This window comes from Poseidonocella pacifica, from assembly GCF_900111875.1.
Classification (GTDB): Bacteria; Pseudomonadota; Alphaproteobacteria; order Rhodobacterales; family Rhodobacteraceae; genus Poseidonocella; species Poseidonocella pacifica.
In genome coordinates, this window is record NZ_FOJU01000001.1 from 379,120 (window position 1) to 403,764 (window position 24,645).

The window sequence follows — 24,645 nt, forward strand, 5'->3', positions numbered from 1 at the left end:
TTTAGAATCAAGATGCGCGGCGTTCGTCAAAGCTCAGCGCGATGAAGCTGGGCAGGTGATCCCCCATTCCCACAACGCGGTTGTCGTCCGAGCGACGTGATCCACCGCGGTTCGAGCGTGCCTCTTTCGGGGCTGCTTCGGCCTTGGGAGCGGGAGCTTTGGGGGCAGGGGCTGCCTCCGTCGTCACCGGTGGGGTGGTCGTCGCTTCCTCAGTCTTGGCAGGGCTGCGACGGCGGCTTCTCTTGCGCGGTGCTTCTTCGACTGTATCGGTGGGTGCAGCTTCCGGAGCAGGGGCAGAGGCCGGCTTGAGCGGATTTTCCAACCGGGGGATTTCCCTTTGCATCAAACGCTCTACCGCGTCAAAATTCTTTTCGTCCCGCGGCGTACAGATCATGATTGCCCGTCCATCGCGCCCGGCGCGGCCCGTACGGCCAATCCGGTGCACATAGTCTTCGGCGTGGCTTGGCACATCGAAATTGAACACATGGCTCACGGCGGGAACATCGAGACCGCGCGCGGCGACATCCGAAGCGACGAGGAACCGCAAGGTTCCTTCTCTGAAGCCATCCAGTGTGCGGGTCCGCTGACTCTGATCCAGATCGCCGTGGATCGGGGCCGCGTCGTAACCATATTTCTTGAGCGATTTTGCGACGATATCTACATCCGTCTTGCGGTTGCAGAAGATGATGGCGTTGGTGCAGCGGTCCCCTTCGGCGTCGATCAACGCCCGCAAAACAGAACGCTTTTCCGATCCCTCGCGATCCTTCCGGCTCGCTTTGAACATCACGACGCCTTGCTCGATCGTCTCGGAGGCAGTTGCTTGCCGCGCAACTTCGATCCGTTCGGGGGACGACAGGAAAGTGTTGGTGATGCGCTCGATCTCCGGGGCCATGGTGGCCGAGAAGAAGAGAGTTTGGCGCGTAAATGGCGTCAGGGAGAAGATGCGTTCGATATCAGGGATGAATCCCATGTCGAGCATCCTGTCGGCTTCGTCGACGACCATAATTTGTACGCCCGTAAGAAGCAGTTTGCCCCGCTCGAAATGATCAAGCAGGCGGCCCGGTGTAGCAATGAGCACATCTACGCCGCGGTCAATCAGCTGCTCTTGTTCCTTGAAGGAGACACCGCCGATCAAAAGAGCCTTCGTCAGCTTCAGGTGTTTGGTGTAGGTGTCGAAGTTTTCGGCTACCTGCGCTGCCAACTCCCGCGTGGGGCAAAGCACGAGGCTCCGCGGCATCCGCGCGCGCGCCCGACCATTCGCCAAAAGCGAAATCATCGGCAGCGTGAAGCTGGCCGTCTTGCCCGTGCCGGTCTGGGCAATACCAAGAACATCGCGCCCTTGAAGCGCATGTGGGATGGCACCGGCCTGAATTGGCGTTGGCGTTTCATAGCCTGCGTCGACGACGGCTTGCAGAACTTTTGGGTTGAGATTCAGATCAGAAAATTTTGTCATGTGTGTCCGGATTTTACGGACACATCCTGGCCCGTACGTCACGTGGTGCGGCCCGCGTGGCCACGACCTGAGGCCGTTTAGCCCAAAGGGGCGTCCGGGTCAATGATCAGGGAGCTTTCCGAACAACTTACGGCGCGCGTCGGCAGGTTTGATATCGTACCGTCGCAAATGCCCGAAGCTTTCGAGCCGTGACAGAAGCGCGGGAGTGGCCGTTGAGACTTCACGATAGAAGTGTTCAAGCCCACCGGGCTGCGTGCTCAGATCAGTGAATAGCGAGTGCAAATTCAGCGCACCGGGCACCGAAACGGGCGCGCCCGCGGGTTGAACCGGCGGGGCAAGCGTTGCCCGATAGCTTCCTTTCGCTAGGCGGTAGTTCAGGTGCCTTGACCAATGCCGGAAAGATCGCGCGTGGAAATGCAACAGGGCAGCGTCCACTAGGACGCGCTCTCCCGGGTTGGTGAGGCCGTTCTCAGTGACGTTGTGGATCTGGATTTTCATGTCGGGCAGACCGCAGCGCACGAAAAGCTTGCCCGCGACATGTGAGAGAAAACCGCCGTTCAGATGCTGACCGTAAGTGGGGTAAATCTCGCGAGTTTCCTGCAGTCGCTGCATCCATGCGGTCGCACAAGACTTGAACGAAGCGGGCCCGGATGAGAGGGGCGTGAGGTATTCAAGCGGGTGGATACGGGCGCAGTGACACTCCACCGGCAAAACCGCGAGTTCGGCCCCAAGGTCTGTGTCGGACCAAAGGAATTCATCAACGTCGATATGCGCGATCCAATCCAGATCGGTATGCATATAGGCCCATTTTGCATTGGCAAATTGTCGACTTTGATGGTCCGGCGGTCGTCTGTGGGTCTCGCGCGGGCGGCGCATCCTCCAATAGGCGGCATCTGTCCGGATTACCGTGATGTCGGGATGAGCGGCCAGGGCTGGCTCAGCGGCATTGTCCGCATCAAGAAAGAGGTGAAGCCGAGCGGCCCCCATCTCTAGGTGGTGAGCTGCAAACTCAAGGGTGCGCAGGGGACTCGCCTTGATTGTGGCGACGATGCCCCACCGCGCCCCCATGATCAGGCCATCATTTCCTTCGTGGCGGTCAGTGTGATGTCTGGATAGTCCCGCTCTACCCTGTCGATATCCCACTGAAGACGCGTCAGATAGACGATGTCGCCGTCATGATCGCGCGCGATATGCTGTTTGTTGACGGCGGTGAATTTCTCGACCGCGGCCTTGTCTCCAGACACCCAACGGGCCGACGTGAACTGGCTTCCCTCAAAACGAACCGGAAGGCCGTATTCAAGCTCGATCCGGCTGGCCAACACCTCGAATTGCAGTGCACCGACGACGCCGACGATAAAGCCCGATCCGAAGGTGGGTTTGAAGACTTTTGCGGCGCCTTCTTCGGCAAACTGCATCAGTGCCTTTTCAAGGTGTTTGGCCTTCATCGGATCGCCGGCACGGCACGATTGAAGCAATTCCGGCGCGAAAGATGGAATCCCTGCGACACGCAAGTTCTCACCTTCGGTCAATGTGTCACCGATGCGCAGCTGACCGTGGTTCGGAATACCGATAATATCGCCCGCCCAAGCTTCTTCGGCAAGCTCTCGGTCTGAGGCGAGGAACAACACCGGGGCTGAAATGGTCATCGGCTTTTTGCTGCGCACATGGGTCAGTTTCATCCCGCGGTGAAAGTGCCCTGATGCAAGACGCAGAAAGGCTACCCGGTCCCGGTGCTTGGGGTCCATGTTCGCCTGAACTTTGAAGACAAAGCCGGAAACCTTTGGTTCGTCAGGGGAAATTTGCCGCGGCAATGCGCGTTGTGGCTGTGGCTCAGGTCCATAGGCCGCGATCCCGTCCATAAGCTCACGCACCCCGAAAGAATTGATGGCCGATCCGAACCAGATCGGTGTCATGTGTCCCTCAAGCACCGATTGCGGATCAAGTTTAGGGAGCAACTCCTTCGCCATTTCCACTTCTTCGATCAAAGTCTCGAGTAGTGCCGCGGGGACGTGCTCTGCCAGTTTGGGATCGTCGAGACCATTGATTTCAATGGAGTCGGCTACGCGATTGCGATCCTTTCGGTCGACAAGTTCCAGCCGATCACGAAGGATGTCGTAGCACCCGATGAAATCCTGTCCGACACCGATCGGCCAACTTGCCGGGGTCACGTCGATCGCCAGATTCTCTTGGATTTCGTCGATAATCTCGAAGGTATCGCGACTTTCGCGGTCCATCTTGTTGCAGAATGTCAAAATGGGCAGGTCACGCAGGCGGCAAACCTCAAACAGTTTGCGCGTCTGGCTTTCGACACCTTTCGCCCCATCGATCACCATGATTGCGGCATCAACCGCAGTCAGCGTTCTATACGTGTCCTCTGAGAAATCCGAGTGACCGGGGGTGTCGACGAGGTTGAACCGAAAGTTCTTATAGTCAAAGGACATGGCCGAGGCCGACACGGATATGCCCCTGTCCTTTTCCATCTGCATGAAGTCCGAGCGGGTTCGCCGCGCTTCGCCTTTGGCACGCACTTGACCCGCCATCTGGATCGCCCCGCCGAAGAGCAGGAACTTCTCCGTCAACGTGGTCTTCCCGGCATCCGGATGCGAGATGATCGCAAAGGTCCGGCGGCGGGCGATTTCAGGGGGCAGGTCGGGGCGATTTTGCGTGATGTCGAGCATGGGCGGGATATAGGGCAGCGCTGGTGGCGGGCGCAAGCACGGCGTGCAGGAACGACGCCCGGAAACCGGTGATGTTTAGGCTTGCGTCGCGCCGCCCTCGCTTTCCTCTCAGGATTGTAATGGGCGGGTTGTCGCGGCAATGTTGCGCAAGGTTTCTCAATGGGGGCGGTATGGATCTGGGTATCAGGGGAAAGCGCGCGCTGGTGTGCGCCGCATCGAAAGGGTTGGGGCGTGGTTGCGCCGAAGCACTGGCCGAAGCCGGGGTGAATCTTGTGTTGAATGCGCGAGGCGAAGAGACGCTTTTGCAGACCGCAGAGGAACTTCGTGTGACCTATGGTGTCGATGTGGCGACAGTCGCGGCAGATATCACCACCGAGGGTGGCAGGGCCGAGACGCTAGAGGTGGCAAGCGATGTCGACATACTTGTGACAAACGCGGGCGGGCCGCCTCCGGGGCACTGGTCAGACTGGTACAGGGAGGATTTCATAGGCGCGATTGATGCAAATATGCTGACACCAATCGCTTTGATGCAGTCGCTTTTGCCACGGATGATGGGCCAGAACTGGGGGCGGGTCGTCAATATAACGTCTCAGAGCGTCAAAGCGCCCATTCCGCAACTCGGATTGTCGAATGCCGCCCGAACGGGTCTTACCGGGTTTGTTGCCGGAACCGCGCGTCAAGTCGCTCCTCATGGCGTCACGATCAACAACCTTCTGCCCGGTATCCACGATACCGCGCGGGCAGATGCGCTGGATGCAGCGGCTGCGGCGGAGGCTGGCATCAGTGTGCAAGAGGCACGCACCCGGCGTGAAGCCACCATACCCGCGCGGCGATACGGCACTCCGGCAGAGTTCGGCCGGGCGTGTGCTTATCTTTGCTCGACCCACGCGGGATTTATTGTCGGGCAAAACCTCTTGCTCGACGGCGGCGCTATCTCGGCGACGCTCTGAAATGGCACGGGGGAAAGGTGAGGGGGGATCAGCCGGGTTTTCCCTCAAGGATCACCTTTTCAACGAGGTCAGCCTTGCGGAATTGGCCGCGGAATACTCCGTTTTGCCAAATTTCGATGCAGATCGTTTCCTCGCGGAGGTTGTTCCCGGTCTAGCGGAGCGGGGGCTTCTTGAGCGGCTTGAGTGGATCGCGGATGCAATAGAGCGGCAACTCCCCAAGGGATTCCCGGCGCTGGCGGAGGCTCTCGAAGCTGCCATGCCGCCCCCGCTCGATTCTGCACGCACTGACGATGATTTCGGGCGCTTCGTTCATGCGGTTCCGGGGATACTTGCCGTGCGGCGCGGGCTTGAAGAGCACCGAGAGCGCGCTTTGGACCTTCTGCATTCCGCGACGCAGCGCTTCTCGATGGAATTCTACATCCGGCCTTTCCTCAATCGCTGGCCGGCCGAAACCCTCTCTCGCCTGACGCTCTGGGCGGAGGATGAGAATTACCATGTTCGGCGGTTGGTGTCTGAGGGGACCCGGCCCAAACTGCCTTGGGCAAAGGGGCTCACGACTGATCCACGCCTGCCGCTGCCGTTGCTTGATCGCCTGCACGCGGATCCGACGCGGTATGTGACGCGATCGGTTGCCAATCATCTCAACGATCTGTCGAAAACCCTGCCCGAAGAGGTGCTGGCGCATCTCGCGCAATGGCGTGGTGCAGGGCTGCAGGAGGGGCGGGAACTTGATTGGATGACCCGCCATGCCTTGCGGACTGCGGTCCGGCGGGGGGAGCCTGACGCACTCGCCATGCTTGGGTACAGGGCGGACGCAGAAGTTGATGTCATGCTCCACCTGCCGACCTCTGCTCGCATCGGAGAGGCCCTGTTGCTGGCTCTTGATCTGACATCCCCAGAAGACCTGCCCGTCCTTGTTGACTACAGGATCTCGTTTCATCGCCCAAACGGTCGGGCGGGGGAGAAGGTCTTTAAGATGAAGGAGGCGCGACTTCGCGCCGGAGAGGTGCTCCGGATGGAAAAGCGCCATCGTCTCAAGGGCGATGCGACAACATTCCGCCTGCATCCTGGGCCGCATCGGATCACCATTCAGGTCAACGGAACGGATCGCGCCGCGGGTGTGGTCGAGTTTCAGGACTGACACGCCACTTTCACAAGAGCGTCAGAGACCGCTCAGCACTCTTGGCCCGATCCCGGTACCTCTCTACCCCCATTCCAAATGGTTGGAGGAGCCCGCAATGGCAATCAACCTTTCAGTTGCCCTTGGGCTGATCATCCTGATCAGTTTTGCCGCGGCTCCCCGCCGGGCCAGCGTCTCGGGGTTCTTCGGCGGTACAACGGACGCAGGCCTGCCCCCCGGTCTTGGGACACTCATCCTCAGTCAGATCACCACGTGGATTTTCGCGCGGTCTTTGATGAACGCCGCCATTCTGGGGTATTACTACGGCATCGCGGGCACTTTGGCCTATGCCGCCTATTACGGGTCATTTCTCACGGGCGGGTTTATCGTCGCGCGGCTGCGCAGGGACGGCGCGCGCTCGGTGCAGGGCTGGCTACATGCACGATTCGGGCGCGTCGGGGCGGCGAGCTATAACGGCGTCATCGCCATGCGACTGCTGTCAGAGGTGTTTGCGAACTTGCTCGTGGTGGGGCTGATCTTCGGCGCGCTTCTTCCCGCATTGCCGCATGCCCGCGAGGGGGCAATTGTCGCGGTGGCGGTTCTGGCGCTTGCCTATTCCGCTTGGGGCGGGCTGTCGGCGGCGCTTCGGACGGACGTGATGCAGATGTCGCTGTTCATAATCGTGTTCGGCGTAGCGTTTTGTGCGCTCTTGATCAGCCCGGACTTTGATCTTGGGGCTGTCCTCACTGCGCCGGGTGTGTCGGGGTCCGCGAATGGCTGGGTTCTGCTTGTGGTCGCGCTGTTGCAGGTCTTTTCCTATCCCGCCCATGATCCTGTGATGATGGACCGCGGGTTTCTTGCGGACGGTGCTACGACGCGCCGTGCGTTCCTCCATGCATTCTGGATTTCCACCCTCTGCATTCTGGCATTCGGGCTGTTTGGCATCCACGCCGGGCTGCAGGGCGCGACCTATGAGGGCGAACTCTTGGGCACGTGGGCCGTGATGTTTCCGCCATGGATCTTCGCGGCGCTCATGCTTTCACTTCTTGTCAGCGCCCTTTCCACGCTCGACTCGGCCCTGTCCTCGGCAGCGCGGTTGACCGTCGAAGAGTTGCGCCTCGCCCCGCGAACCCTCGCGGGGGGCCGCCTCAGCATGATCCTGTTCATGGTCGCGGGAACAGCGTTGACCCTTTGGGGCGCGCCGTCGCTTTTCGATGCTGTCGCGGTCTCTGGCACGGCGAGCATGTTCCTGACGCCGGTGTTGTACCAAGGGTTGGTTCGGGGGCGGCGCGTTTCCTTGGCGGGGTATCTCGGGGCCTTCCTGAGCGCGGTTCTGGGCGCGTCGGTCTATTTCGCGCGAGACTGGGCCCCTGCGGCATTACTGCTTCCCGAAGGGCACAAATATGTGCAGCTGCTCGTGATCTGTCTTTGCGTTCTGGCTCTGGGATTTGTCTCTGTTATCGGCCTGTCCCGTGGCAGGCTTGCGGGACCTTGGCCGCGCTGATACATCGCCATAATCCGATACAATCACTCGGATTACGCGAGACGCCCGTGCAGCAACAGACCGCCCCGTTTTCCAGTAAAGACGTGCCCCGGCTCGAAACCCGCGACCTGTGTCGCAGTTTCGAAGGACGGCGAGTGGTGGAAAACGTCTCCCTAAAGGTCATGCCGGGGCAGGTCACATGCCTTTTGGGGCCGTCGGGATGCGGCAAATCCACGACGTTGCGAATGATTGCGGGCGTGGAAATGCAGGACGGGGGCGAGATCCTCGTTGATGGTCAGGTCATCTGTGACACGATCTTTCGCATTCCGCCGGAACGCCGCCGGATTGGCCTGATGTTTCAGGATTTCGCATTGTTCCCGCATCTGAGCGTGGCGGCCAACGTTGCCTTTGGCCTCAAGGGGCTGAAGGTCGATCCGCGCCGCAGGGTGGGGGAACTCCTCGAAAAAGTGGGGTTGTCCGACAAGATCGACGCCTATCCGCATGAGTTGTCCGGCGGTGAGCAGCAGCGCGTGGCGCTTGCGCGCGCACTGGCGCCACGGCCGCGGATCATGCTCATGGATGAGCCGTTCTCCGGTCTCGACAATCGTCTGCGGGACGGGATTCGCGATGAGACGCTGGAGATTCTAAAGGCCGAGGATACCGCCGTTCTTCTTGTGACCCACGAGCCGGAAGAGGCGATGCGCATGGCCGATGAGATTGCCCTGATGCGCGGGGGCAGGATCGTGCAGCAGGGAGCGCCCTACAACATCTACAAATCCCCTGTAGACAAGGCAGCCGTCGCGTTCTTCAGCGATATCAACATCATTCGCGCCAGAGTGCAGGGTGCGATCGCGCCGACGCCCTTTGGCCCGTTCTTTTGCCCCGGACATGCGGACGGTGATCACGTGGAGATCGTCATCCGGCCGCAGCATGTGCGTGTAGATTTCGATCGCGGGGGCCGGGGGCCCAATCCGACGATCGAACATGGTACCGCGGCGCGCGGGGTCGTCACGCGGGCGCGTTTCATGGGCTCCGAAAGCCTCGTGGAGTTTGCCATGGATCACGACGGCGGGATCTTCAGGGTCACTGTTCCCAACATATTCCTGCCCCAGCCGGGCCAGCCGCTCTGGCTCACCATTCCTCGGGATCGCTGCTTCATCTTCAACGCCTGAGCTTGCGCGACGTTGCTCAGGCGTCTTACGCTGCGTCAGTTCGTGGTACGGGAGAAGAGTGTGGAGCGTATAGGAGGGCATAGGCGGTCTGTCGGGCTGATCCATTTTGCGATCATGGCCGGTCCCCTGTTGCTGTTCTTGTTGAACGAGCGGATCGTACAGGACATCGGAGTGCCCTTGCTCCCCGTCGATGCGTCGATCCTGCGCGCCGACTTGCATTATCTGGAAGCTGCGGGTCGGAACAGGTTTTTGGCGGGCTGCCTCTTCATGGCGGTGATCGTTTTGGTGAGCCTTTCTTTCTTTGCCATAGAGCTTTGCGGACGATTGACGCGCGGCACCCGGATCAAGGCGCTCGCGGTGTTCGGCTTGGTACAGATACCGATCTGGTCAGGTATCATTGCGCACCATCGCGCTGCGGAGACTGCCTGGCGATCCTATCACCAGCTTGGGGATGGTGTGATGGAGCGGGTTCTTGGAATGGGTTCCGTCCCGATCTGCGATGATGGCGACAGACTCTTTGGGTTGTGGCCGTGTGAGCCGGTTCCGGGGGTACAGCTTTTTCGCGTGCTGCTTGATATGCTCAATGCGCTTTCGGGGGCGGGGGTCGCGGCGCTGGTCCTTGGGATGATCCTTTGCCTCGCCCGGCCGACGGGTCATGCTTCGCTGGCGGAACGGACCTATCTGATTGGGCGTGCACAACTCGCCAGCCGGCGGTTTTTGTACATGGCGGGGCTCTTGCTGTCTTCGGGCATGTTCGTGACGATGTCGTGGATGCTCTGGCCGGTTCCGCTGGTCGAAGAGGCACACCGGGCCGCGTTTCGCGAGGTCATCAACGGGCTGCTGCTCTATGCGGGCGTGTTCTATACGCTGCTCATCGTGCTCGGCTTCGGGCCGGTCATACTGATACAGGCCCGCCGCATCGATGCGCTCGCGATGGAGGCGCTGTATGGCGAGGGCGATCCCCCCAAGATACCGGCCCTTGAAGCCTGGAAGAAGGAAGCGGGGCTTGCGGTCAACGAGCTGCAGTCATTGCAGGCGCTTCTCGCTGCCGGTGCTCCGCTCATCACCGGGTTCGCGGGATCATTCGTGCCGCTCTGATGCGGTGGCGGTGTAGTCGTCCAACCTCTTGCCCGGCTCGTCCACGAACAGGCCTGGCAGGACGGTGAGGCCCGCTATGCGGTCGATCCGCAAGGTCAGGAAGTCGCCAGTCTCCTCCCCCCAGGCAATACCCGACCAGACGCGGCCCCAATAGTCGATCTTCAGCGGGCGGATCGTTTCTTCGCGACCGTCTTCCATCCGCGCGCGAAGCTTTTGCCGGGATCGGATCGCGGCGCGAAATGCCGGAATATGACGAAACGCCTGCGCTGCTGCGGCAAAGGCACCGGTGGCAAAAGACTGGGCAAGCGCCGTGGTGGAGCGATCCTCGGGCAAAACCGCCTCCACCTTGGCCGCAAGCGCCTTTGCGGCCGTGCGCAGCTCCTCATCACCGCTTTGGGCCACCACCGCCAGCCCGAGGTGCAGCGCGCCCATCTCCTCCTCCGTCAGGTTCAGAGGGGGGAGGGTGATTGCCGCTTGCGCCGTATAGCCCAAGCCTCGCTCACCTTCGATAGGCACGCCCGACGCTGCGAGCGTTTCCATATCGCGATAGATCGTCCGGATCGATACGCCCAGACGCGCGCCGAGGTCTTCGGCGCGGTGCAATCGACCGTCGCGCAGAATTTCGATCAGCGATAGCAAGCGGTCGGTCCGGGCCATGGGTAAAATCCAAGCAGTTTGACGCCCTATACTGACATAAATCTGGCAACTGACAACTTCTTGACAAAAATTATGTCGCGAAGGCGCGCTATGCGCGGTTTACATCTTTTCCGTGGTGGAAAGGGGGCCTAGACACAGTGCTCGCAGGCTGGCGCTGTCCAGCCAAAGAGCTTCGAGGAGAGACACATGCTCAATAACATCGGCCTTCCGGGCCTTCTTCTCATCGCCGTGGTGGTGCTGGTTCTATTCGGTCGCGGCAAGATTTCCAGCCTGATGGGCGAAGTCGGCAAGGGCATTACTGCCTTCAAGCGCGGCGTGAGCGACGGCAGCAAGGAAATCGACGATGCAAACGCCGAGGATACCAAAGACGTGACCCCCGTCGACGAGACCGAGAAAGACAAGGTATAAACGCCAATGTTCGGTATGGGCTGGACCGAGATGCTTGTCGTCGGCGTGGTCGCGCTGATTGTTGTGGGACCAAAGGACCTTCCGGTGCTGTTCCGCAACATGGGCCAGTTCGTGGGCAGGGCCCGCGGCATGGCACGCGAATTCAGCCGTGCGATGAACGAGGCCGCTGATCAGGCCGGCGTGGGCGATATTCAGAAAACCATCAAGAGCGCGACAAATCCGATCGGCTCGGCGATGGACGGGGTCAAGGACGCGGCGCGCTCCATGACCAATCTGGAATCCGATCTGCGGAAGGGGGCGTCCGCCAAACCCGCGCCCAAACCGCCGGTGGCAGATGCGGGGCCTGCGCCTACGCCTGCGCCCAAAACCGATCCCGCGCCGAGCGCGCCCGAAGACAAGTCAGCAGGTGATGCATGACAGCGCGAAATGAACCCGACGAGATCGAGGATTCCTCCGCCCCTCTGATCGAACATCTGGCGGAACTTCGGACCAGACTGATCCACTCGGTGGCGGCCTTTGTTGTGGGCATGATAATCTGCTTCACGGTGGCCACCCCGGTGTTCAACTTCCTCACCGACCCGCTTTGCAAGGTGCTGGCCGATCGGGGGCAGGACTGTGATTTGATCTTCATCTCGCCCCAGGAAGGGTTCTTCGTGGCGATCAAGGTGTCGCTCCTTGGTGGCTTCATCCTCTCCTTTCCCTATATCGCGAACCAGATGTGGCGGTTTGTGGCGCCGGGGCTCTACAAGTCCGAAAAGGGCGCTTTCCTGCCGTTCCTCGTGGCCTCGCCCTTCATGTTCTTCCTCGGCGCGGCATTTGCCTTTTACGTCGTGACGCCGCTGGCCTATGACTTCTTCCTTGGCTTCCAGCAGTTCGGGACAGAGGGACAGGCGCTTCCGTCACAGCCTGAGGCCAATCAACCGGGGCTGTCGGTAGTCTTTCAGGGGTCGGCGCAAGAATACTTGAACCTTACGGTGAAATTCATCGTGGCCTTTGGCCTGTGCTTTCAGTTGCCCGTGTTGCTGACGTTGATGGGCAAGGCGGGGCTGGTCTCCGCCGAGGGGCTCGGTGCCGTGCGTAAATACGCGGTGGTGGGCATCCTCGTGCTGGCGGCGCTTGTCACGCCCCCCGATGTCATCACCCAAGCGATCCTCTTTGTCGTGGTCTATGGCCTCTATGAAATCTCGATCATTCTGGTCCGCCGTGTCGAGCGGAAACGCGAAGCCGATCTGCGCGCGCAGGGCCTGTGGTTCGAGGATGAGCCCGAGACCGAGACTGATCCGATGATGAAAGAATTCGATGACGATGATAGATGACCCGCAGGACCGAATTGCCGCCGCACTCGAACGGATGGCCCCTGCGCCGCTGCCCGCCCCTGATCTGACCGAAGCGGATGCATTTGTCTGGCACGTGAACCCCGACCGGCTGGTGCCGGTGGGGCGCGTCAACCGGATCGACGTGGGCCTGCTCGTTGGGATCGACCGCTCCCGCGATACCCTGCTCCAGAACACCCGGCAATTTGCCCGCGGCTTGCCCGCGAACAATGCGCTGCTCTGGGGCGCGCGGGGCATGGGGAAAAGCTCGCTGGTCAAAGCAGTCCATGCCACCATCGTGGGCGAGGGGCTGCCGCTCAAGATCGTGGAGCTGCAGCGCGAGGATTTGCCGTCGGTAGGGCGCTTGCTGAACATTCTGCGCGAGAGCGACCAGCAGGTCTTGCTCTTTTGCGACGATCTTTCGTTCGGCCATGACGACCAGCATTACAAGTCGCTCAAGGCGGTGCTTGACGGCGGGATTGAGGGACGCCCCGAAAACGTGGTGTTCTATGCCACCTCCAACCGCCGTCACCTCATGCCGCGGGATATGATCGAGAATGAGCGCGCCTCTGCGATCTCGCCCACCGAGGCCACCGAAGAGAAAGTCTCCCTCTCGGATCGATTCGGGCTTTGGCTTGGCTTCCACCCCTGTAGTCAGGACGAATATCTGGCCATGATCCGGGGATATTGCGCAGAGTACGGCATCGAGATTGATGACGACACGCTGCGGGCAGAGGCCATCGAATGGCAGGCGACGCGGGGATCTCGGTCCGGGCGCGTCGCGTGGCAGTATTTCACCGACCTTGCCGGGCGGCGTGGCGTCTCACTCTCTCAGTCATAAGGTGGTGCCGGATAGATCCCGGCACCGCTTGATCAGTTGAGATAGGGAACTGGATCGACGCTGTCGAAGCCGTTGCGCACTTCGAAGTGCACATAAGAACCACTGCCCGCGCGCGCCTTGGCGATCTGTTGTCCACGAGAGACGGTATCACCCTTGGCGACGTTGAGATCACCCACATTGGCATAGACCGTGAGTAGCCCGTCCGCGTGCCGAATGACGACAATCGGTATGTTTTCGGTATTGCGGGTGATGGCCGCGACGGTCCCGGCTTCAGCGGCCTTGATCGGCGCGGCCGAAGTGGCGGAAATATCGATCCCGTCGTTCCGGCCCTTGGCATATTCGCGGATGATGCTGCCCTGTACCGGGTAGGCGAGGCGTCCTCCGGACGGTGTTGCCACGGGCGCAGCGGGCGCGGATGGGGCTGGGGCCGCGACGTCTTCTTCGGGAAGGGGGGCGGAGGCGCTCGGCGGTGTCGGGGTTGGTGATCCCGTGCCGGGGGCGGTCGTCGCCGTGGCGGCCTGTTGCACCGGCGGGCTGCCGGCGGAAACCGGAATCAAGAGGAATTGGCCCTCGCGGATGGTGAAATTACTGTCGAGGCCGTTCCATTCTGAAAGAGCACGCACAGAGACGCCATAGAGGCGGGAGATCGTAAACGCTGTTTCACCGCGCTGAACCTTGTGGCGCGTTGGCTCCGCTCCGCTCGGGGCGGCGGTCGTGGTGGAGGTGGCCGGCTCGAGCGGTGTGGTGCGGACGCTGTCGCTCTGATCGATTGCGCGGCCGGCGATGGCGGTAATGTCGCTTGCGGGGCGGATCGGCCCTGCGGTTGTCGCGCCTGTCGCGGGCGAGGGTTCACTTACCCGAGTGTTGAGCGCGATGAGTTCGCCTTCGCGCAGCGCGTCGCCCGTCTGAATGCCGTTGTAGCGAGCAAGCTCGTCCGCATCGACGCCCACGCGCCGGGCCAGATCCCCCAAGGTATCCCCTCTGCGGGCCACGGCCACCTGATAGGTCGGATAGGATATGATGCCGCGATCATCCGGCTCGGGCCGCGGGGAGGTGGCGCCGATCGCGGCCTCGCTGGTGTCGAGCGTGCGGCCGAACGTGTCGCGGATGTCGTAATCCACCGGTCCTTCACAGGCCGCCAGCAGCGCCAGCGCCGAAACAGCGATGGTCATACGCAAGGGCGTGTGCGTCAGAACTTTGGGGGTCATTTCGATATCCTCAAATGCGCCCCTGTTGTCCGGGGCTCGTGGTCATCGTGGCGGTTCAATCCTGGCCGAGCCCTTCGAGAAGGGGGACGAACCGCACCTGTCGCAATTCTTCGTAGTCATAGCCGGTTTCATGGCGCGTCACGCGGATCAGCGTCTGGACCGTGTCCGACTGACCCACGGGAAGGATCATGATACCGCCAATCTTGAGTTGGGCCAAGAGCGGGCCGGGCGGGTCCTCCGCCGCGGCGGTGACGAGAATCCGGTCGAACGGCGCATGATCGGGCAGGCCGTGACTGCCATCGGCGACGAAGGCCGTGATGTTGGCGAGGCCGAGGGCGGTGAACACTTCTTGCGCTGCGGCTACGAGGCGGCGGTGACGGTCAATCGTATAGACGCGGCGGGCCAGTTGCCCGAGGATCGCGGCTTGATAGCCGGAGCCGGTGCCGATCTCGAGCACCTTGTCGCGTGGGTTGACGCGCAACGCCTGGCTCATGAGGCCGACGACGGAAGGTTGGCTGATGGTCTGGCCGCAGGGAATGGGCAGCGGCATGTCTTCATAGGCGCGCTCAGAAAAGATCCCCCGGACGAAAGCGCCGCGGTCGATCTTTTCCATTGCCTGGAGCACGCGCGCCTCGGTCACCCCGCGCGAGCGCAGGGCATAGAGAAACTGCATCTGCCGTTCCGCTTCGTCGCTCATTCGATGGCCGTCAGCTCTTCGAGGATGTCGTGCGCGGTGAGATCGGCGCGCATGGGCGTGACGGAAATGTACCCGTCGAGATTGACGGCGGCATCGGTGCCGGGATGCGTGGGCTGTTGCTGCGGCGCGCCGGTGATCCACAGGAAGCGCCGCCCCGAGGGGGATATGACCGGCTCGACGCCAAAGCCCATATCGCGGCGGAACCCTTGCGGCGCGACCTTGAGACCGAGGACATCGGCGGCTGCGACAGGGGGAAAGTTGACGTTGTAGAAGAGGCGGTAATCCTCCCCGTGCCACGGTGCCCGGTCCAACAGGCGGCGAACGGTTTCGGCCCCGTGAGCGGCAGCGGCTTCGAACGGGTCGTCCAGATCGCGCATGGCGGGCCCGAAATACTGGCTCAGGGCGATGGCGCGCAGGCCCTGAAGCGCGGCTTCCATCGCGCCGCCAAGAGTGCCGGAATAAAGCGCGTTCTCCGCCGAGTTGTTGCCACGATTGACACCAGAAAGGACGAGGTCGGGCGGGCTTTGCTTCATGATGTCGTGCACGGCCGCGAGAACGCAATCTGCCGGACTGCCCTCAGCGGCCCAGCGGCGCGGAGCCAGTTCGGAGACCATCATGGGCCGGGTATAGCTGATGCAATGGGCGACGCCGGACTGTTCGAACGCCGGGGCAACCACCCAGACTTCGCCATCCGCGCCCGCGATCTCCTGCGCGATGGCTTCGAGCACCCGAAGGCCGGGGGCATTGATGCCGTCGTCGTTGGTGACCAGAATGCGCATGGGTTTTCCCTGTATTGCCTAGGTTGGGTGCATAGGGGAGAGCGGCGCGCGCGGCAAGCCGGGCACTGTAAAGTTTGGCCCTGCGTGGCCTTCGCGCCCAAGGCCTGTGCGGTCGAGGTTCAAACTGGCGCGATGTCGGTGGTGCAGATAGGCTGGCCGTGCATCGTGAGGGAGAGCAGCATGGCGATACGTTTGGATGCGGTCGGGGTGACGGCGCGGAATTTGGCGGCAAGCGTCGCGTTCTATGAGCGGCTGGGCTTTGAGTTCGCGCCGTGGTCCGCGGAGGACCGGCATGTGGAGGCTCAAACCGGCGCGGGGAGAGTACGCCTCATGATCGACGCGGCCAAGCTTGCCGAGGACCTGATCGGAGACGTGCCGCGCCCGGCCAATCACGCGCAATTCGCCCTTCTATGTGACGGCGCGGCCGAGGTGGATCAGATCGCGGGGGCGATGGGAGGGGCTATCGCGATCGCCCCGTTCGATGCGCCTTGGGGACAGCGATATGCGACGCTGCGCGACCCCGACGGGTATCTCGTGGATATCTTCGCCCCGCTCTGAGCGGTTTAGTGGTCGATGGCGCGAAGGAGCCGGGCCGCTTCCTGTGCGGGATCAGCCAGCTTGCTGCGGTCCTCTCCGGGGAAAAAGCGCGCGCGGGTTGCCGTGGGCATCGGAGCGGGGGCAAGGATATGGACGCGCGGACCGGTTCGCGTGGTTTCGGCCTGCCAGCTGCGGGCCAAGGCCATTTGCGCGGCTTTGGTCGCGCCGTAGTGGCCAAAGAATTTCTCCCCGGCGCGCGGGTCGTCCACAAAAATCGCCTCTCCTTCTGTGCCCAGAAGGGGGCTGATGAAGGGAATGAGCATGGCCACTGCATCCGCGTTGACCGACAGGGATTTGCTCCAGTCCTTGGCGTCAAGATGCGCCGCAGGGGCCAGTGGGGCGGCATGGATCGCCGTATGGGCCCAAAGCGCCAATGTGCCCCAGCGATCATGTATGCCTCTGCAGAGCGTGGCCATCGCATCGCGATTGGTGATGTCCATAGGCGCGATCGTGGTTGTGCCACCCTTGGCGCGAATCCGGTCGTCGAGTTCTTCGAGCGCGCCGGTCGTGCGGCCGACGGCGACGATGTGATAGGCGGGCGCCAGCGCCTCGGCGAGGGCGGCCCCGAAACCACGGGATGCCCCTGTTACGAGGGCGACGGTCTTGGCTTGCTCTGTCATGATGCGGCAATTCCCACTTTATCGCGGCGTAGGCAACCCCGCTTGACTTTTGCTGCTCCGCGGCGAAAAAGTCATCCAAATGCTGATTGAACAGGAGGCACCGACAATGACGCGCAATACGGTTCTGGGCAAGGCCCTGCTGGGGTATGAGGCTCTCGGGGCGAAAGCCGCGCTGGTGCTCGCCGCCTCTTTCTTCGTGGCCATCGCCGCACAGATCACGGTGCCGTTCTTTCCCGTGCCCATGACACTGCAAACCATGGCCGTGCTGCTCGTCGGCGCGACGCTTGGCGCGCGGATGGGGACCTTGGCGCTTCTGGCTTATGTCGCCGAAGGCGCGATGGGCCTTCCGGTGTTTTCCAAGGGTGGCGCGGGTTTCGCGCATCTCATGGGGCCGTCCGGCGGCTATATCTGGGGTTTCGTGATCGCGGCCACGCTGGCCGGCTTCGCTGCGGACCGGGGCCTGTCCCGCCGCCTCGTCACCTTGATCCCCGCGCTGATGTTGGCCAACGCCGCGCTGTACCTGCCGGGTCTGGTGCAACTCAAACTGCTGACCGGCGCCGCATGGGAGCAGGTCTGGACTTGGGGCGCAGGTCCCTTTCTTCTGGGGGATCTCGTGAAGCTGGTAATCGTGGCACTTATCGTGACCGGTGGTTGGAAAGCCCTATCGTCGCGCCGCCAAAGCTAAGCGCTTTTGCTAGGCCGATACGAAGAGCGCCGCCCGGTTGGGCGGCGTTTTTTTTGTTGCGAGGTTTTCAACGACTTTTGCGAAAGCCCAACGGGGTGGGCCTCTTGGAACGCGTTGTCTCGTTATCCGGCCTGAGCGTCTGCGCGGCTCTTGCCGGCAACATCCATGGCAAGGGTCGCGGCCATGAAGGGATCAAGATCTCCGTCCAGAACGCCCTTGGTGTCGGAGGTTTCGTGGTTCGTCCGCAGATCCTTGACCATCTGATAGGGCTGCAGAACGTAGGACCTGATCTGATTGCCCCAACCGGCATCGCCCTTTGCCTCGTGCGCTGCGTTGATCTCTGCGTTCCGGCGATCAAGCTCCAACTGGTAGAGCCGGGATTTCAGCGCCTTCATCGCGATATCGCGGTTCTGGTGCTGGGACTTTTCCGAGGAGGTCACAACGATCCCGGTCGGCATGTGCGTGATGCGAACCGCCGAATCGGTGGTGTTCACGTGCTGACCGCCCGCGCCGGAGGATCGATAGGTGTCGATGCGGATGTCGGAGGGGTTCACCTCAATCTCGATGTTGTCATCGACGACTGGATAGACCCAGACCGAGGAAAACGACGTGTGCCGTTTCGCGGCGCTGTCGTATGGGGAAATCCGCACCAACCGGTGAACACCCGACTCGGATTTGAGCCAGCCATAGGCGTTGTGCCCGGTGATCTTGTAGGTCGCGGATTTGATACCGGCTTCTTCGCCGGCGCTTTCTGACTGCAATTCGACTTTGTAGCCGCGCTTTTCGGCCCAGCGGACATACATCCGCGCCAGCATCGACGCCCAATCGCAACTTTCCGTACCACCGGCCCCGGCATTGATCTCAAGGAAGGTGTCGTTGGGATCCGCTTCGCCATCAAGCAGCGCTTCCAACTCCTTTTCGGCGGCCCTGTCGCGCAGCGCGCGGATCGCGCCTTCGGCATCGGTGACGACTTCGGCATCGTCTTCCATCTCGCCCATCTCGATCAGTTCGAGATTGTCAGCCAGATCCTGCTTGATGGAGCGGTGCGTTTCCATGGAATCGAGCAACGCCTGTCGTTCGCGCATAAGCTTTTGTGCGCCTTCGGGATTGTCCCACAGGGTGGGATCCTCCACCCGCGCGTTGAATTCTTCCAGACGGTGCTGCGCCGTCTCGATGTCCATCCGCTGGGCCAACAGGTCCAAGGATTTCTCGATCTCGGTCACGAAGGTCTGGATCTCTGCGCGCATTTGGGTCCCGCTCTTTGGCTTGTCAGGCCGCCCTGATACCAAGCCGTGCGGCCCGGAACAAGATGGCGCTCAGCGATCCGCGTCTTCGGCCTCGGCCCACACCGTGACGGCCTGCGCAATCGCGGCGGCCATCCGTTGACGCCACGCCGGATCGTTGAGATCGGCGCGATCCCGTTCGGAGGAGAGGAAACCCAGCTCCAGCAGGATGGAGGGCATGTCGGCGGCTTTCAGAACGGAGAAGCCCGCGCGGCGTATCGGGCGGGAGTTCACGGCCAGCTCTGCGGCACGCAGTTCGGTAAGGATGCCCCGGGCCAGCCGTTCGGTACGTGGCGACGTGCTTTGGCGGGCGAGGTCGAGCAGGACATGCGCCACGCGGTCATCCGTCCCGGTGAGATCGTGTCCCTCTAGGAGATGGCTTCTGTCATGGCGCTCTGTGAGGCGCTGGCTCGCCCGTTGACGACTGGACGGCGACAGGAGGTGTACGGTGGCGCCGTGGGCTTCGCCTTCGGTCACGGCGTCGGCGTGTAGCGAGATGAACAGCCCCCCTCCGGCGGCCCGTGCGCGCCGCAAACGCTCCTCCAGCCCGACAAACACGTCACTGTCCCGCGTAAGAACCACCTCAATATCTGCGCCGGCCTTTGGCAAAGCTGCCGCCAGATCCCGCGCCATGGCCAGCATCAGCGTCTTTTCAGGGACCCGCCCATATTCGGCGCCCGGATCGTGGCCCCCGTGGCCCGGGTCGATCACGACGCGGAAGGGGGGAGGATCGGCGGGCAGTTCGGGCGTCTCTTGCGCCGGGAGGGCGACGTCGCGAAAGGCGGCCTCGCTCGCCGGGCGCAAGATGGCGATAAGTTGCGCGGAGCCATCTTCGTTGATCGACATGGAGATGTCGCCGGGCAGGAGCGGGCGCGCCAGATACATGGTGAGTCGCGCCCAGCCGGTGCCTGCGGGCTCTACCTGCGTGCTTGTGATGTCTTTGACCTGCAATTGAACTTGATCAAACGCGGTCAGGTCAGCATCGCGCAGGTCGAAGGTGATGCGGGGCGGCCCCTGATGGAACACTGCGCGATAGGGTACGCCGCGACTCAGCCCGATCCGAATCTCCACGCCGCGCCAAAGCTGCTGCACCTCCGTGCGGGCCGGATCGATCCGCGCGGATTCGGCGACGAGTGGCGCGGCAAGCCCTGTCCAGAGCGCGGCCAAGAGTAACAATAGGAGGCGATACACTGCACGATCCCCGCTGGCGAGCCTGTCTTGTCGCAGGCTTTTCAATCGCCACGAGCCTAGGTGCAAACGGTTCCTCGGGGAAGGGCGCCTTATGAGCGAAAAAGCGGCGATTGGCGGGTTGCATGCGCGCAAACCTTCTGGCATATGCTCCGCCAATCCTGCACACTCGGGATTGTGTGCCGCCTTAGCTCAGTTGGTTAGAGCACTGGTTTGTGGAACCAGGGGTCCCCCGTTCAAGCCGGGGAGGCGGTACCATCACTCTCCTTCGATCTCGATCCGCTGCTTCAAGGCACCGTTAGCATCGTAGATCAGGATCTCGTCCTCTGCCGTGACCACCGCGAACCAGTCGGGCCCTCGGGTAAAGGCTGTAGGCCTCGTTCCGTCGGGCAGTGCGATTGCCTCGGGCAAGGTAACGCGAACTTCCGGTAAGCGGATGACAAGCAGGACGATCAGCACTATGACCCCCACGATCATCACCGAGGTCAAGGTCGTCACGAGCCTGCGCAGGAAGCGCAGAGTGGCGGCATCCTCAGGCGAAATAGGGGTCTCGTCCATGTCGGCTTCCTGCGTGGAATTCATCATAGCGGCCGATCCGCCGTCCCGGCTTGATAAGGCACTGGCCCGCGATGTGCCAGAGGAGGCCGCCCTGTCGCGCAGCCGCCTTGCCAAGCTCATCGCGGAAGGCGCGGTCGCAGTGAACGGCGTGACCGCGATGGAGCCGAAGGCCCGCGTGGCCGAAGGGGATCGTGTCGCCGTGACCCTTGCCCCTGCCGCCGAGAGCCACATGCTTCCCGAGGCGATTCCGCTGACCATCATCCATGAGGATGCCGATCTGGTGGTGGTGAACAAGCCCGCCGGGATGGTGGTGCATCCCGCGCCCGGTTCTCCCTCCGGGACGCTCGTCAATGCGCTGTTGCACCATTGCGGTGATGACCTGTCCGGGGTCGGTGGGGCGCGGCGACCCGGTATCGTGCACCGGATCGACAAGGATACATCGGGGCTGCTCGTGGTCGCCAAAACAGATCGCGCGCATCACGGGTTGGCTGAGCAGTTTGCGGCCCACACGGTCGAACGCCATTATCGCGCAGTTGTTCATGGGGTGCCCGACGCGGCGGACCCGCGGCTTCGCGGGTTGCGCGGCGTGGCCTTCGAATCGGGGCAGGTGCTGCGCATTGTTACCCAGCTTGATCGCCACCCGACCGATCGTCAGCGTCAGGCGGTTACTTTCGAGCGGGGACGTCATGCCGTCACCCGCGCGCGTCTGGTAGAGAGCTTCGCAGGAACAGCGGCGTTGGTGGAATGCTGGCTGGAGACAGGCCGGACCCATCAGATCCGTGTGCATATGACTTATGCGGGCCATGCGCTGATCGGCGATCCTACCTATGGTGGCCGAAGAAAGCTGGCAGAAAAAGCGATCGGAGCGGGGGCAGTCGAGGCTGCGGCCGCGTTTGGCCGTCAGGCGCTTCATGCCGCGACACTGGGGTTCACGCATCCCGTGACGGGGGAGGCCTTGCGCTTCGAGGCCCCCTTACCAGAGGACATGGTCGCGCTTCTCGATGCCTTCAGGGGTGCCGCTGCGCCCTAGTGCAAGGCGCGATTACGGGGCGTGATCGCCCCCCTATTCAATCCCAAGTCTGCAAAATGGCCCGGGCACATGCGCGTGAACGCACTGAAATCTCTCTTTAGAGGTGGAACTGCGCGCGGTAGTGTTGCGTCGATCCGCTAGCTGGGACTTGTAACATTGTTTGTTCGATCCTAGCTCTATGTTAAGCGGTTATACATAAGAGGGAACAGGGCAGAATGGCCAACTTTGCAAATCTACCGGCTCCGTCACCGGAAGGTGGCCTCAACCGGTATCTTCAGGAAATCCGAAAATTCCCGCTCCTTGAGCCGGAAGAAGAATACATGCTCGCCAAACGGTGGGTCGAGGAACAGGACACCGAAGCGGCCCACAAGATGGTCACATCGCACCTGCGGCTCGCGGCCAAGATCGCCATGGGGTACCGCGGCTATGGGCTGCCGCAGGCCGAGGTGATCTCCGAGGCGAACGTGGGCCTCATGCAGGCGGTGAAACGCTTTGATCCTGAGCGAGGCTTTCGTCTGGCCACCTATGCGATGTGGTGGATCAGAGCGTCGATCCAAGAGTATATCCTGCGGTCATGGAGCCTCGTGAAGCTTGGCACCACGTCCGGCCAGAAGAAGCTTTTCTTCAATCTTCGCAAGGCGAAAGCCCGGATAGGCGCGCTGGAGGAAGGCGATCTTCGCCCCGATAACGTCAAGCGGATCGCCACCGATCTGGGCGTGACCGAAGCCGAAGTCATCAGCATGAACCGCCGTCTTGCGGGGAGCGATGCCTCGCTCAACGCGACCATCGGGTCCGATGATGAAAGCTCGATGCAGTGGCAGGATTGGCTTGAGGACGAGGACGCCGATCAGGCGGGCGACTATGAGGCTCGGGATGAGCTTGAGGCCCGCCGGGAAATGCTCTCCAGCTCCATGGATGTGCTCAACGACCGTGAGCGTGATATCCTGACTCAGCGGCGATTGTCAGACAAGCCGGTCACGCTCGAAGACCTGTCGGTTCAATACTCGGTCAGCCGGGAGCGCATCCGCCAGATCGAGGTGCGCGCGTTTGAAAAACTACAGGCCCGGATGAAGGAGCTTGCTGCGGAAAATGGAATGATGGCAGAGGTTTGAGGGTTTGATCTCACCCGGAACCTTCCTGTGATTTCCGCGGACTGAGCCCGAATTCGATCCATACACGAAAGCCCGTGCCGCCCTGCGGCGCGGGCTTTGTCGTTTGACCTTTCCCAGTGCCAAATCCCTTGCCGAACGTGGCTCGCTTCCGGTGAGGCCCGCTTGCACCCGGCGGGAAAAACGGGTTCTCTTGCGCGCGAGGATCAAGAGGGAGCACGACATGGCCGGACACGTCCGTTGGGGTATCATTGGCGCCGCGAAGTTCGCGTTTGAGCACATGGGGCCCGCTCTCCACGCGGCGAGCGGCGGCTGTTTGGAGGCGATTGCCACGCAAAGCCCCGAAAAGATTGCAAAATTCAAGGAGCGGTTCCCGCATCTGCGCGCGCATGAAAGCTATGACGCGCTGCTTGCGGACCCCGAGATCGACGCGGTTTATATCCCGTTGCCGAACGTCTTGCATGTGGAATGGGCGCTCAAGGCGCTGGACGCGGGCAAGCATGTTCTGGTGGAAAAACCGCTGGCGATGAAGGCGGAGGAATTCGACGCCATCATTGCCCGGCGTGACGCCACCGGATTGCACGCGGCCGAGGCCTATATGATCGTCCATCACCCCCAGTGGCAGTACGCCAAAGCGCTCTATGATGCGGGGGAGATCGGGCGGCTTTTGTCGGTCAGGGGTGTGTTTTCATACGATAATTCCGCGGATACGGCAAACATCCGGCTCAATCCCGCGCTCGGCGGGGGCGGGGTGCCGGATATCGGCGTCTATAGCTATGGCTGCACCCGGTTCCTGACCGGGGAGGAGCCAGAGGAGGTGACGCGGGCGGACCTTGATTGGGAAAACGGTGTGGACGTCTATGCGGAGGTCTCCGCCCGCTTCCCGAGTTTCCGCTATCACGCGATAAATTCGATGCGCATGTTCGCCCATCAGGAGATGCAATTCCACGGGGAAAAAGGCCTTATCCGGATGACGGCCCCGTTCAATGCGGGGGTCTTTGGCGAGGCGCGAGTGGAGCTTCACCGCACCAAGATGCGCATTGAGGAGAAGCGGTTTCCCGCCGTAAATCAGTACGTTATGCAGGTCGAGGCGTTCAACCAGACGGTGTTGAACGGTGATCGCTATGCCTGTCCTCTGGAGTTCTCCAAGGGGACGCAGGCGATGATCGACATGGTCTTTGCGGCGGCGAAGACATGAGCGGGGAAGAGCGGAACCACGACCCTCTGGAGGGGCGCGTTCACGGCGAACGGGATGAGCCGGAAACGCGGGACGGGATGCTGCTGCGGCTCATCTATTCGGTGCTGATCCTCGTAATGATCAACCTTGCGCAGACGGTGCTCATCGTGGTGACGGTGATCCAATACGTGGTCATGCTGGTGCACAAGCGGCCCAATGAGCGGGTGTCGGATTTCGGGCTGGACCTTGGGGTGTGGATCGCCAAGGCGGCGCGGTATCTCACCGGGGGCAGCGAGGAGAAACCCTGGCCCTGGAGCGATCTGGACTGAACCGCGTAAGCCTTTGAAAAGTGGGTATGACTTTTGTATGACATCCGTATGACTCTGCGTCATACATCTGTGTGACTCTGGTCATCCTTGGCGGGGGGCCTTTTCCACCGGCGACGCATGGGGCGGACATCCATCGCGGCGATGGCGACGCCCAGCGGGATCATCCAGAATCCGAGAATCGGCAGAAAGCCGAGGATCCCGCCGAAGATCAG

26 protein-coding genes and 1 tRNA gene are annotated in these 24,645 nt (G+C 61.9%); 16 read left to right on the forward strand and 11 right to left on the reverse strand.

Going from position 1 to position 24,645, the window contains the following annotated elements:
- Positions 1-7 precede the first annotated feature (7 nt).
- The 3 genes from BM234_RS01790 to BM234_RS01800 all read right to left on the reverse strand — a co-directional run bounded on the left by BM234_RS01790 (position 8) and on the right by BM234_RS01800 (position 4,131).
- Positions 8-1,453, reverse strand: a complete 1,446-nt coding sequence (locus tag BM234_RS01790; protein ID WP_092060039.1) for a DEAD/DEAH box helicase — start codon at positions 1,451-1,453, stop codon at positions 8-10.
- Positions 1,454-1,552: 99 nt separating this feature from the next.
- Positions 1,553-2,521, reverse strand: coding sequence for a glycosyltransferase family 2 protein (locus tag BM234_RS01795; protein WP_092060041.1), 969 nt, complete (start codon positions 2,519-2,521; stop codon positions 1,553-1,555).
- Positions 2,522-2,523: 2 nt separating this feature from the next.
- Entirely contained in the window at positions 2,524-4,131 is a 1,608-nt protein-coding gene (locus tag BM234_RS01800; RefSeq protein ID WP_092060043.1) for a peptide chain release factor 3, read from the reverse strand.
- 170 nt (positions 4,132-4,301) lie between these two features.
- On the opposite strand from BM234_RS01800, the gene BM234_RS01805 reads away from it, so the two are divergent.
- The 5 genes from BM234_RS01805 to BM234_RS01825 all read left to right on the forward strand — a co-directional run bounded on the left by BM234_RS01805 (position 4,302) and on the right by BM234_RS01825 (position 9,954).
- Positions 4,302-5,081: an SDR family oxidoreductase gene (locus tag BM234_RS01805; RefSeq protein ID WP_092060045.1), complete on the forward strand. Its 780-nt coding sequence runs from the start codon at positions 4,302-4,304 to the stop codon at positions 5,079-5,081.
- Position 5,082: 1 nt separating this feature from the next.
- A complete protein-coding gene (locus BM234_RS01810) occupies positions 5,083-6,222 on the forward strand; it encodes a DNA alkylation repair protein (RefSeq protein ID WP_092060047.1) in 1,140 nt (379 codons plus the stop codon).
- 97 nt (positions 6,223-6,319) lie between these two features.
- Positions 6,320-7,705 (forward strand): SLC5/6 family protein, encoded by a 1,386-nt coding sequence (locus tag BM234_RS01815; protein WP_092060049.1) that lies wholly within the window; start codon positions 6,320-6,322, stop codon positions 7,703-7,705.
- Positions 7,706-7,752: 47 nt separating this feature from the next.
- Positions 7,753-8,856: an ABC transporter ATP-binding protein gene (locus BM234_RS01820; protein ID WP_245752440.1), complete on the forward strand. Its 1,104-nt coding sequence runs from the start codon at positions 7,753-7,755 to the stop codon at positions 8,854-8,856.
- 60 nt (positions 8,857-8,916) lie between these two features.
- The gene (locus tag BM234_RS01825; protein WP_092060051.1) at positions 8,917-9,954 is read left to right on the forward strand and encodes a hypothetical protein; all 1,038 of its coding nucleotides are present in this window, start codon (positions 8,917-8,919) and stop codon (positions 9,952-9,954) included.
- Here BM234_RS01825 and BM234_RS01830 read toward each other — a convergent pair.
- Positions 9,937-10,611, reverse strand: a complete 675-nt coding sequence (locus BM234_RS01830; RefSeq protein WP_092060053.1) for a helix-turn-helix transcriptional regulator — start codon at positions 10,609-10,611, stop codon at positions 9,937-9,939. The two genes, BM234_RS01825 and BM234_RS01830, sit on opposite strands and share 18 nt — an antisense overlap.
- A 186-nt stretch (positions 10,612-10,797) precedes the next feature.
- Here BM234_RS01830 and BM234_RS01835 point away from each other — a divergent pair, with 186 nt between their 5' ends.
- The 4 genes from BM234_RS01835 to BM234_RS01850 are packed head-to-tail and all read left to right on the forward strand — an operon-like array spanning position 10,798 to position 13,173.
- Positions 10,798-11,019 (forward strand): twin-arginine translocase TatA/TatE family subunit, encoded by a 222-nt coding sequence (locus BM234_RS01835; RefSeq protein WP_092060054.1) that lies wholly within the window; start codon positions 10,798-10,800, stop codon positions 11,017-11,019.
- Between the two features lie 6 nt (positions 11,020-11,025).
- Positions 11,026-11,436, forward strand: a complete 411-nt coding sequence (tatB, locus tag BM234_RS01840; protein ID WP_092060056.1) for a Sec-independent protein translocase protein TatB — start codon at positions 11,026-11,028, stop codon at positions 11,434-11,436.
- Positions 11,433-12,335: a twin-arginine translocase subunit TatC gene (gene tatC, locus BM234_RS01845; RefSeq protein WP_092060058.1), complete on the forward strand. Its 903-nt coding sequence runs from the start codon at positions 11,433-11,435 to the stop codon at positions 12,333-12,335. Before tatB ends, tatC begins: the two co-directional genes overlap by 4 nt.
- Positions 12,325-13,173, forward strand: coding sequence for an ATP-binding protein (locus BM234_RS01850; RefSeq protein ID WP_092061293.1), 849 nt, complete (start codon positions 12,325-12,327; stop codon positions 13,171-13,173). The genes tatC and BM234_RS01850 overlap by 11 nt, the downstream gene beginning before the upstream one ends.
- 32 nt (positions 13,174-13,205) lie before the next feature.
- Here BM234_RS01850 and BM234_RS01855 read toward each other — a convergent pair whose 3' ends face one another.
- From BM234_RS01855 to surE, 3 genes are read right to left on the reverse strand one after another with little or no spacing between them, the layout of a single operon-like run.
- Positions 13,206-14,381, reverse strand: a complete 1,176-nt coding sequence (locus BM234_RS01855) for a LysM peptidoglycan-binding domain-containing protein (protein WP_092060060.1) — start codon at positions 14,379-14,381, stop codon at positions 13,206-13,208.
- Between the two features lie 55 nt (positions 14,382-14,436).
- On the reverse strand, positions 14,437-15,078 hold the full coding sequence (locus BM234_RS01860; protein ID WP_092060062.1) for a protein-L-isoaspartate(D-aspartate) O-methyltransferase: 642 nt from the start codon (positions 15,076-15,078) through the stop codon (positions 14,437-14,439).
- A complete protein-coding gene (gene surE / locus BM234_RS01865; RefSeq protein ID WP_092060064.1) occupies positions 15,075-15,857 on the reverse strand; it encodes a 5'/3'-nucleotidase SurE in 783 nt (260 codons plus the stop codon). Before surE ends, BM234_RS01860 begins: the two co-directional genes overlap by 4 nt.
- Positions 15,858-16,037: 180 nt before the next feature.
- On the opposite strand from surE, the gene BM234_RS01870 reads away from it, so the two are divergent.
- Positions 16,038-16,415 carry a VOC family protein gene (locus BM234_RS01870; RefSeq protein ID WP_092060066.1) on the forward strand — a complete coding sequence of 126 codons (378 nt, stop codon included), beginning with the start codon at positions 16,038-16,040 and terminating at the stop codon, positions 16,413-16,415.
- Positions 16,416-16,420: 5 nt separating this feature from the next.
- Here BM234_RS01870 and BM234_RS01875 read toward each other — a convergent pair whose 3' ends face one another.
- A complete protein-coding gene (locus BM234_RS01875) occupies positions 16,421-17,074 on the reverse strand; it encodes an SDR family NAD(P)-dependent oxidoreductase (protein ID WP_092060068.1) in 654 nt (217 codons plus the stop codon).
- A gap of 106 nt (positions 17,075-17,180) precedes the next feature.
- Between BM234_RS01875 and BM234_RS01880 the strand changes: the two genes are divergently transcribed.
- Entirely contained in the window at positions 17,181-17,759 is a 579-nt protein-coding gene (locus tag BM234_RS01880) for a biotin transporter BioY (protein WP_092060070.1), read from the forward strand.
- A gap of 122 nt (positions 17,760-17,881) precedes the next feature.
- Here the strand turns inward: BM234_RS01880 and prfB are convergent, their stop codons facing one another.
- Positions 17,882-19,006 (reverse strand): peptide chain release factor 2, encoded by a 1,125-nt coding sequence (gene prfB, locus BM234_RS01885; RefSeq protein WP_092060074.1) that lies wholly within the window; start codon positions 19,004-19,006, stop codon positions 17,882-17,884.
- A 69-nt stretch (positions 19,007-19,075) separates the two neighbouring features.
- On the reverse strand, positions 19,076-20,233 hold the full coding sequence (locus BM234_RS01890; protein ID WP_175501177.1) for an N-acetylmuramoyl-L-alanine amidase family protein: 1,158 nt from the start codon (positions 20,231-20,233) through the stop codon (positions 19,076-19,078).
- 178 nt (positions 20,234-20,411) lie between these two features.
- Between BM234_RS01890 and BM234_RS01895 the strand changes: the two genes are divergently transcribed.
- Positions 20,412-20,488: transfer RNA gene (locus BM234_RS01895), tRNA-His, on the forward strand.
- Here BM234_RS01895 and BM234_RS01900 read toward each other — a convergent pair.
- A complete protein-coding gene (locus BM234_RS01900) occupies positions 20,489-20,788 on the reverse strand; it encodes a DUF6476 family protein (RefSeq protein WP_092060078.1) in 300 nt (99 codons plus the stop codon). It lies immediately after the preceding tRNA gene.
- Between BM234_RS01900 and BM234_RS01905 the strand changes: the two genes are divergently transcribed.
- The 4 genes from BM234_RS01905 to BM234_RS01920 all read left to right on the forward strand — a co-directional run bounded on the left by BM234_RS01905 (position 20,787) and on the right by BM234_RS01920 (position 24,433).
- Positions 20,787-21,818, forward strand: coding sequence for an RluA family pseudouridine synthase (locus tag BM234_RS01905; RefSeq protein WP_092060080.1), 1,032 nt, complete (start codon positions 20,787-20,789; stop codon positions 21,816-21,818). The genes BM234_RS01900 and BM234_RS01905 overlap by 2 nt on opposite strands.
- A 215-nt stretch (positions 21,819-22,033) precedes the next feature.
- On the forward strand, positions 22,034-22,930 hold the full coding sequence (gene rpoH / locus BM234_RS01910; protein WP_092060082.1) for an RNA polymerase sigma factor RpoH: 897 nt from the start codon (positions 22,034-22,036) through the stop codon (positions 22,928-22,930).
- A gap of 220 nt (positions 22,931-23,150) precedes the next feature.
- On the forward strand, positions 23,151-24,125 hold the full coding sequence (locus BM234_RS01915; RefSeq protein WP_092060084.1) for a Gfo/Idh/MocA family protein: 975 nt from the start codon (positions 23,151-23,153) through the stop codon (positions 24,123-24,125).
- Positions 24,122-24,433: a DUF4389 domain-containing protein gene (locus BM234_RS01920; protein WP_092060086.1), complete on the forward strand. Its 312-nt coding sequence runs from the start codon at positions 24,122-24,124 to the stop codon at positions 24,431-24,433. The genes BM234_RS01915 and BM234_RS01920 overlap by 4 nt, the downstream gene beginning before the upstream one ends.
- Positions 24,434-24,645: the final 212 nt, after the last annotated feature.

Bases quoted from the DNA above. Each gene is read 5' to 3' on its own strand.
- BM234_RS01805 (WP_092060045.1), top strand. From the start codon at position 4,302: ATGGATCTGGGTATCAGGGGAAAGCGCGCGCTGGTGTGCGCCGCATCG.
- BM234_RS01875 (WP_092060068.1), bottom strand. From the start codon at position 17,074: ATGACAGAGCAAGCCAAGACCGTCGCCCTCGTAACAGGGGCATCCCGT.
- BM234_RS01830 (WP_092060053.1), bottom strand. From the start codon at position 10,611: ATGGCCCGGACCGACCGCTTGCTATCGCTGATCGAAATTCTGCGCGAC.
- BM234_RS01905 (WP_092060080.1), top strand. From the start codon at position 20,787: ATGTCGGCTTCCTGCGTGGAATTCATCATAGCGGCCGATCCGCCGTCC.
- BM234_RS01835 (WP_092060054.1), top strand. From the start codon at position 10,798: ATGCTCAATAACATCGGCCTTCCGGGCCTTCTTCTCATCGCCGTGGTG.
- BM234_RS01855 (WP_092060060.1), bottom strand. From the start codon at position 14,381: ATGACCCCCAAAGTTCTGACGCACACGCCCTTGCGTATGACCATCGCT.
- BM234_RS01815 (WP_092060049.1), top strand. From the start codon at position 6,320: ATGGCAATCAACCTTTCAGTTGCCCTTGGGCTGATCATCCTGATCAGT.
- prfB (WP_092060074.1), bottom strand. From the start codon at position 19,006: ATGCGCGCAGAGATCCAGACCTTCGTGACCGAGATCGAGAAATCCTTG.
- BM234_RS01810 (WP_092060047.1), top strand. From the start codon at position 5,083: ATGGCACGGGGGAAAGGTGAGGGGGGATCAGCCGGGTTTTCCCTCAAG.
- BM234_RS01920 (WP_092060086.1), top strand. From the start codon at position 24,122: ATGAGCGGGGAAGAGCGGAACCACGACCCTCTGGAGGGGCGCGTTCAC.
- BM234_RS01915 (WP_092060084.1), top strand. From the start codon at position 23,151: ATGGCCGGACACGTCCGTTGGGGTATCATTGGCGCCGCGAAGTTCGCG.
- BM234_RS01880 (WP_092060070.1), top strand. From the start codon at position 17,181: ATGACGCGCAATACGGTTCTGGGCAAGGCCCTGCTGGGGTATGAGGCT.
- BM234_RS01850 (WP_092061293.1), top strand. From the start codon at position 12,325: ATGATAGATGACCCGCAGGACCGAATTGCCGCCGCACTCGAACGGATG.
- BM234_RS01870 (WP_092060066.1), top strand. From the start codon at position 16,038: ATGGCGATACGTTTGGATGCGGTCGGGGTGACGGCGCGGAATTTGGCG.
- rpoH (WP_092060082.1), top strand. From the start codon at position 22,034: ATGGCCAACTTTGCAAATCTACCGGCTCCGTCACCGGAAGGTGGCCTC.
- BM234_RS01795 (WP_092060041.1), bottom strand. From the start codon at position 2,521: ATGGGGGCGCGGTGGGGCATCGTCGCCACAATCAAGGCGAGTCCCCTG.
- BM234_RS01860 (WP_092060062.1), bottom strand. From the start codon at position 15,078: ATGAGCGACGAAGCGGAACGGCAGATGCAGTTTCTCTATGCCCTGCGC.
- tatB (WP_092060056.1), top strand. From the start codon at position 11,026: ATGTTCGGTATGGGCTGGACCGAGATGCTTGTCGTCGGCGTGGTCGCG.
- BM234_RS01900 (WP_092060078.1), bottom strand. From the start codon at position 20,788: ATGGACGAGACCCCTATTTCGCCTGAGGATGCCGCCACTCTGCGCTTC.
- BM234_RS01790 (WP_092060039.1), bottom strand. From the start codon at position 1,453: ATGACAAAATTTTCTGATCTGAATCTCAACCCAAAAGTTCTGCAAGCC.
- BM234_RS01800 (WP_092060043.1), bottom strand. From the start codon at position 4,131: ATGCTCGACATCACGCAAAATCGCCCCGACCTGCCCCCTGAAATCGCC.
- surE (WP_092060064.1), bottom strand. From the start codon at position 15,857: ATGCGCATTCTGGTCACCAACGACGACGGCATCAATGCCCCCGGCCTT.
- tatC (WP_092060058.1), top strand. From the start codon at position 11,433: ATGACAGCGCGAAATGAACCCGACGAGATCGAGGATTCCTCCGCCCCT.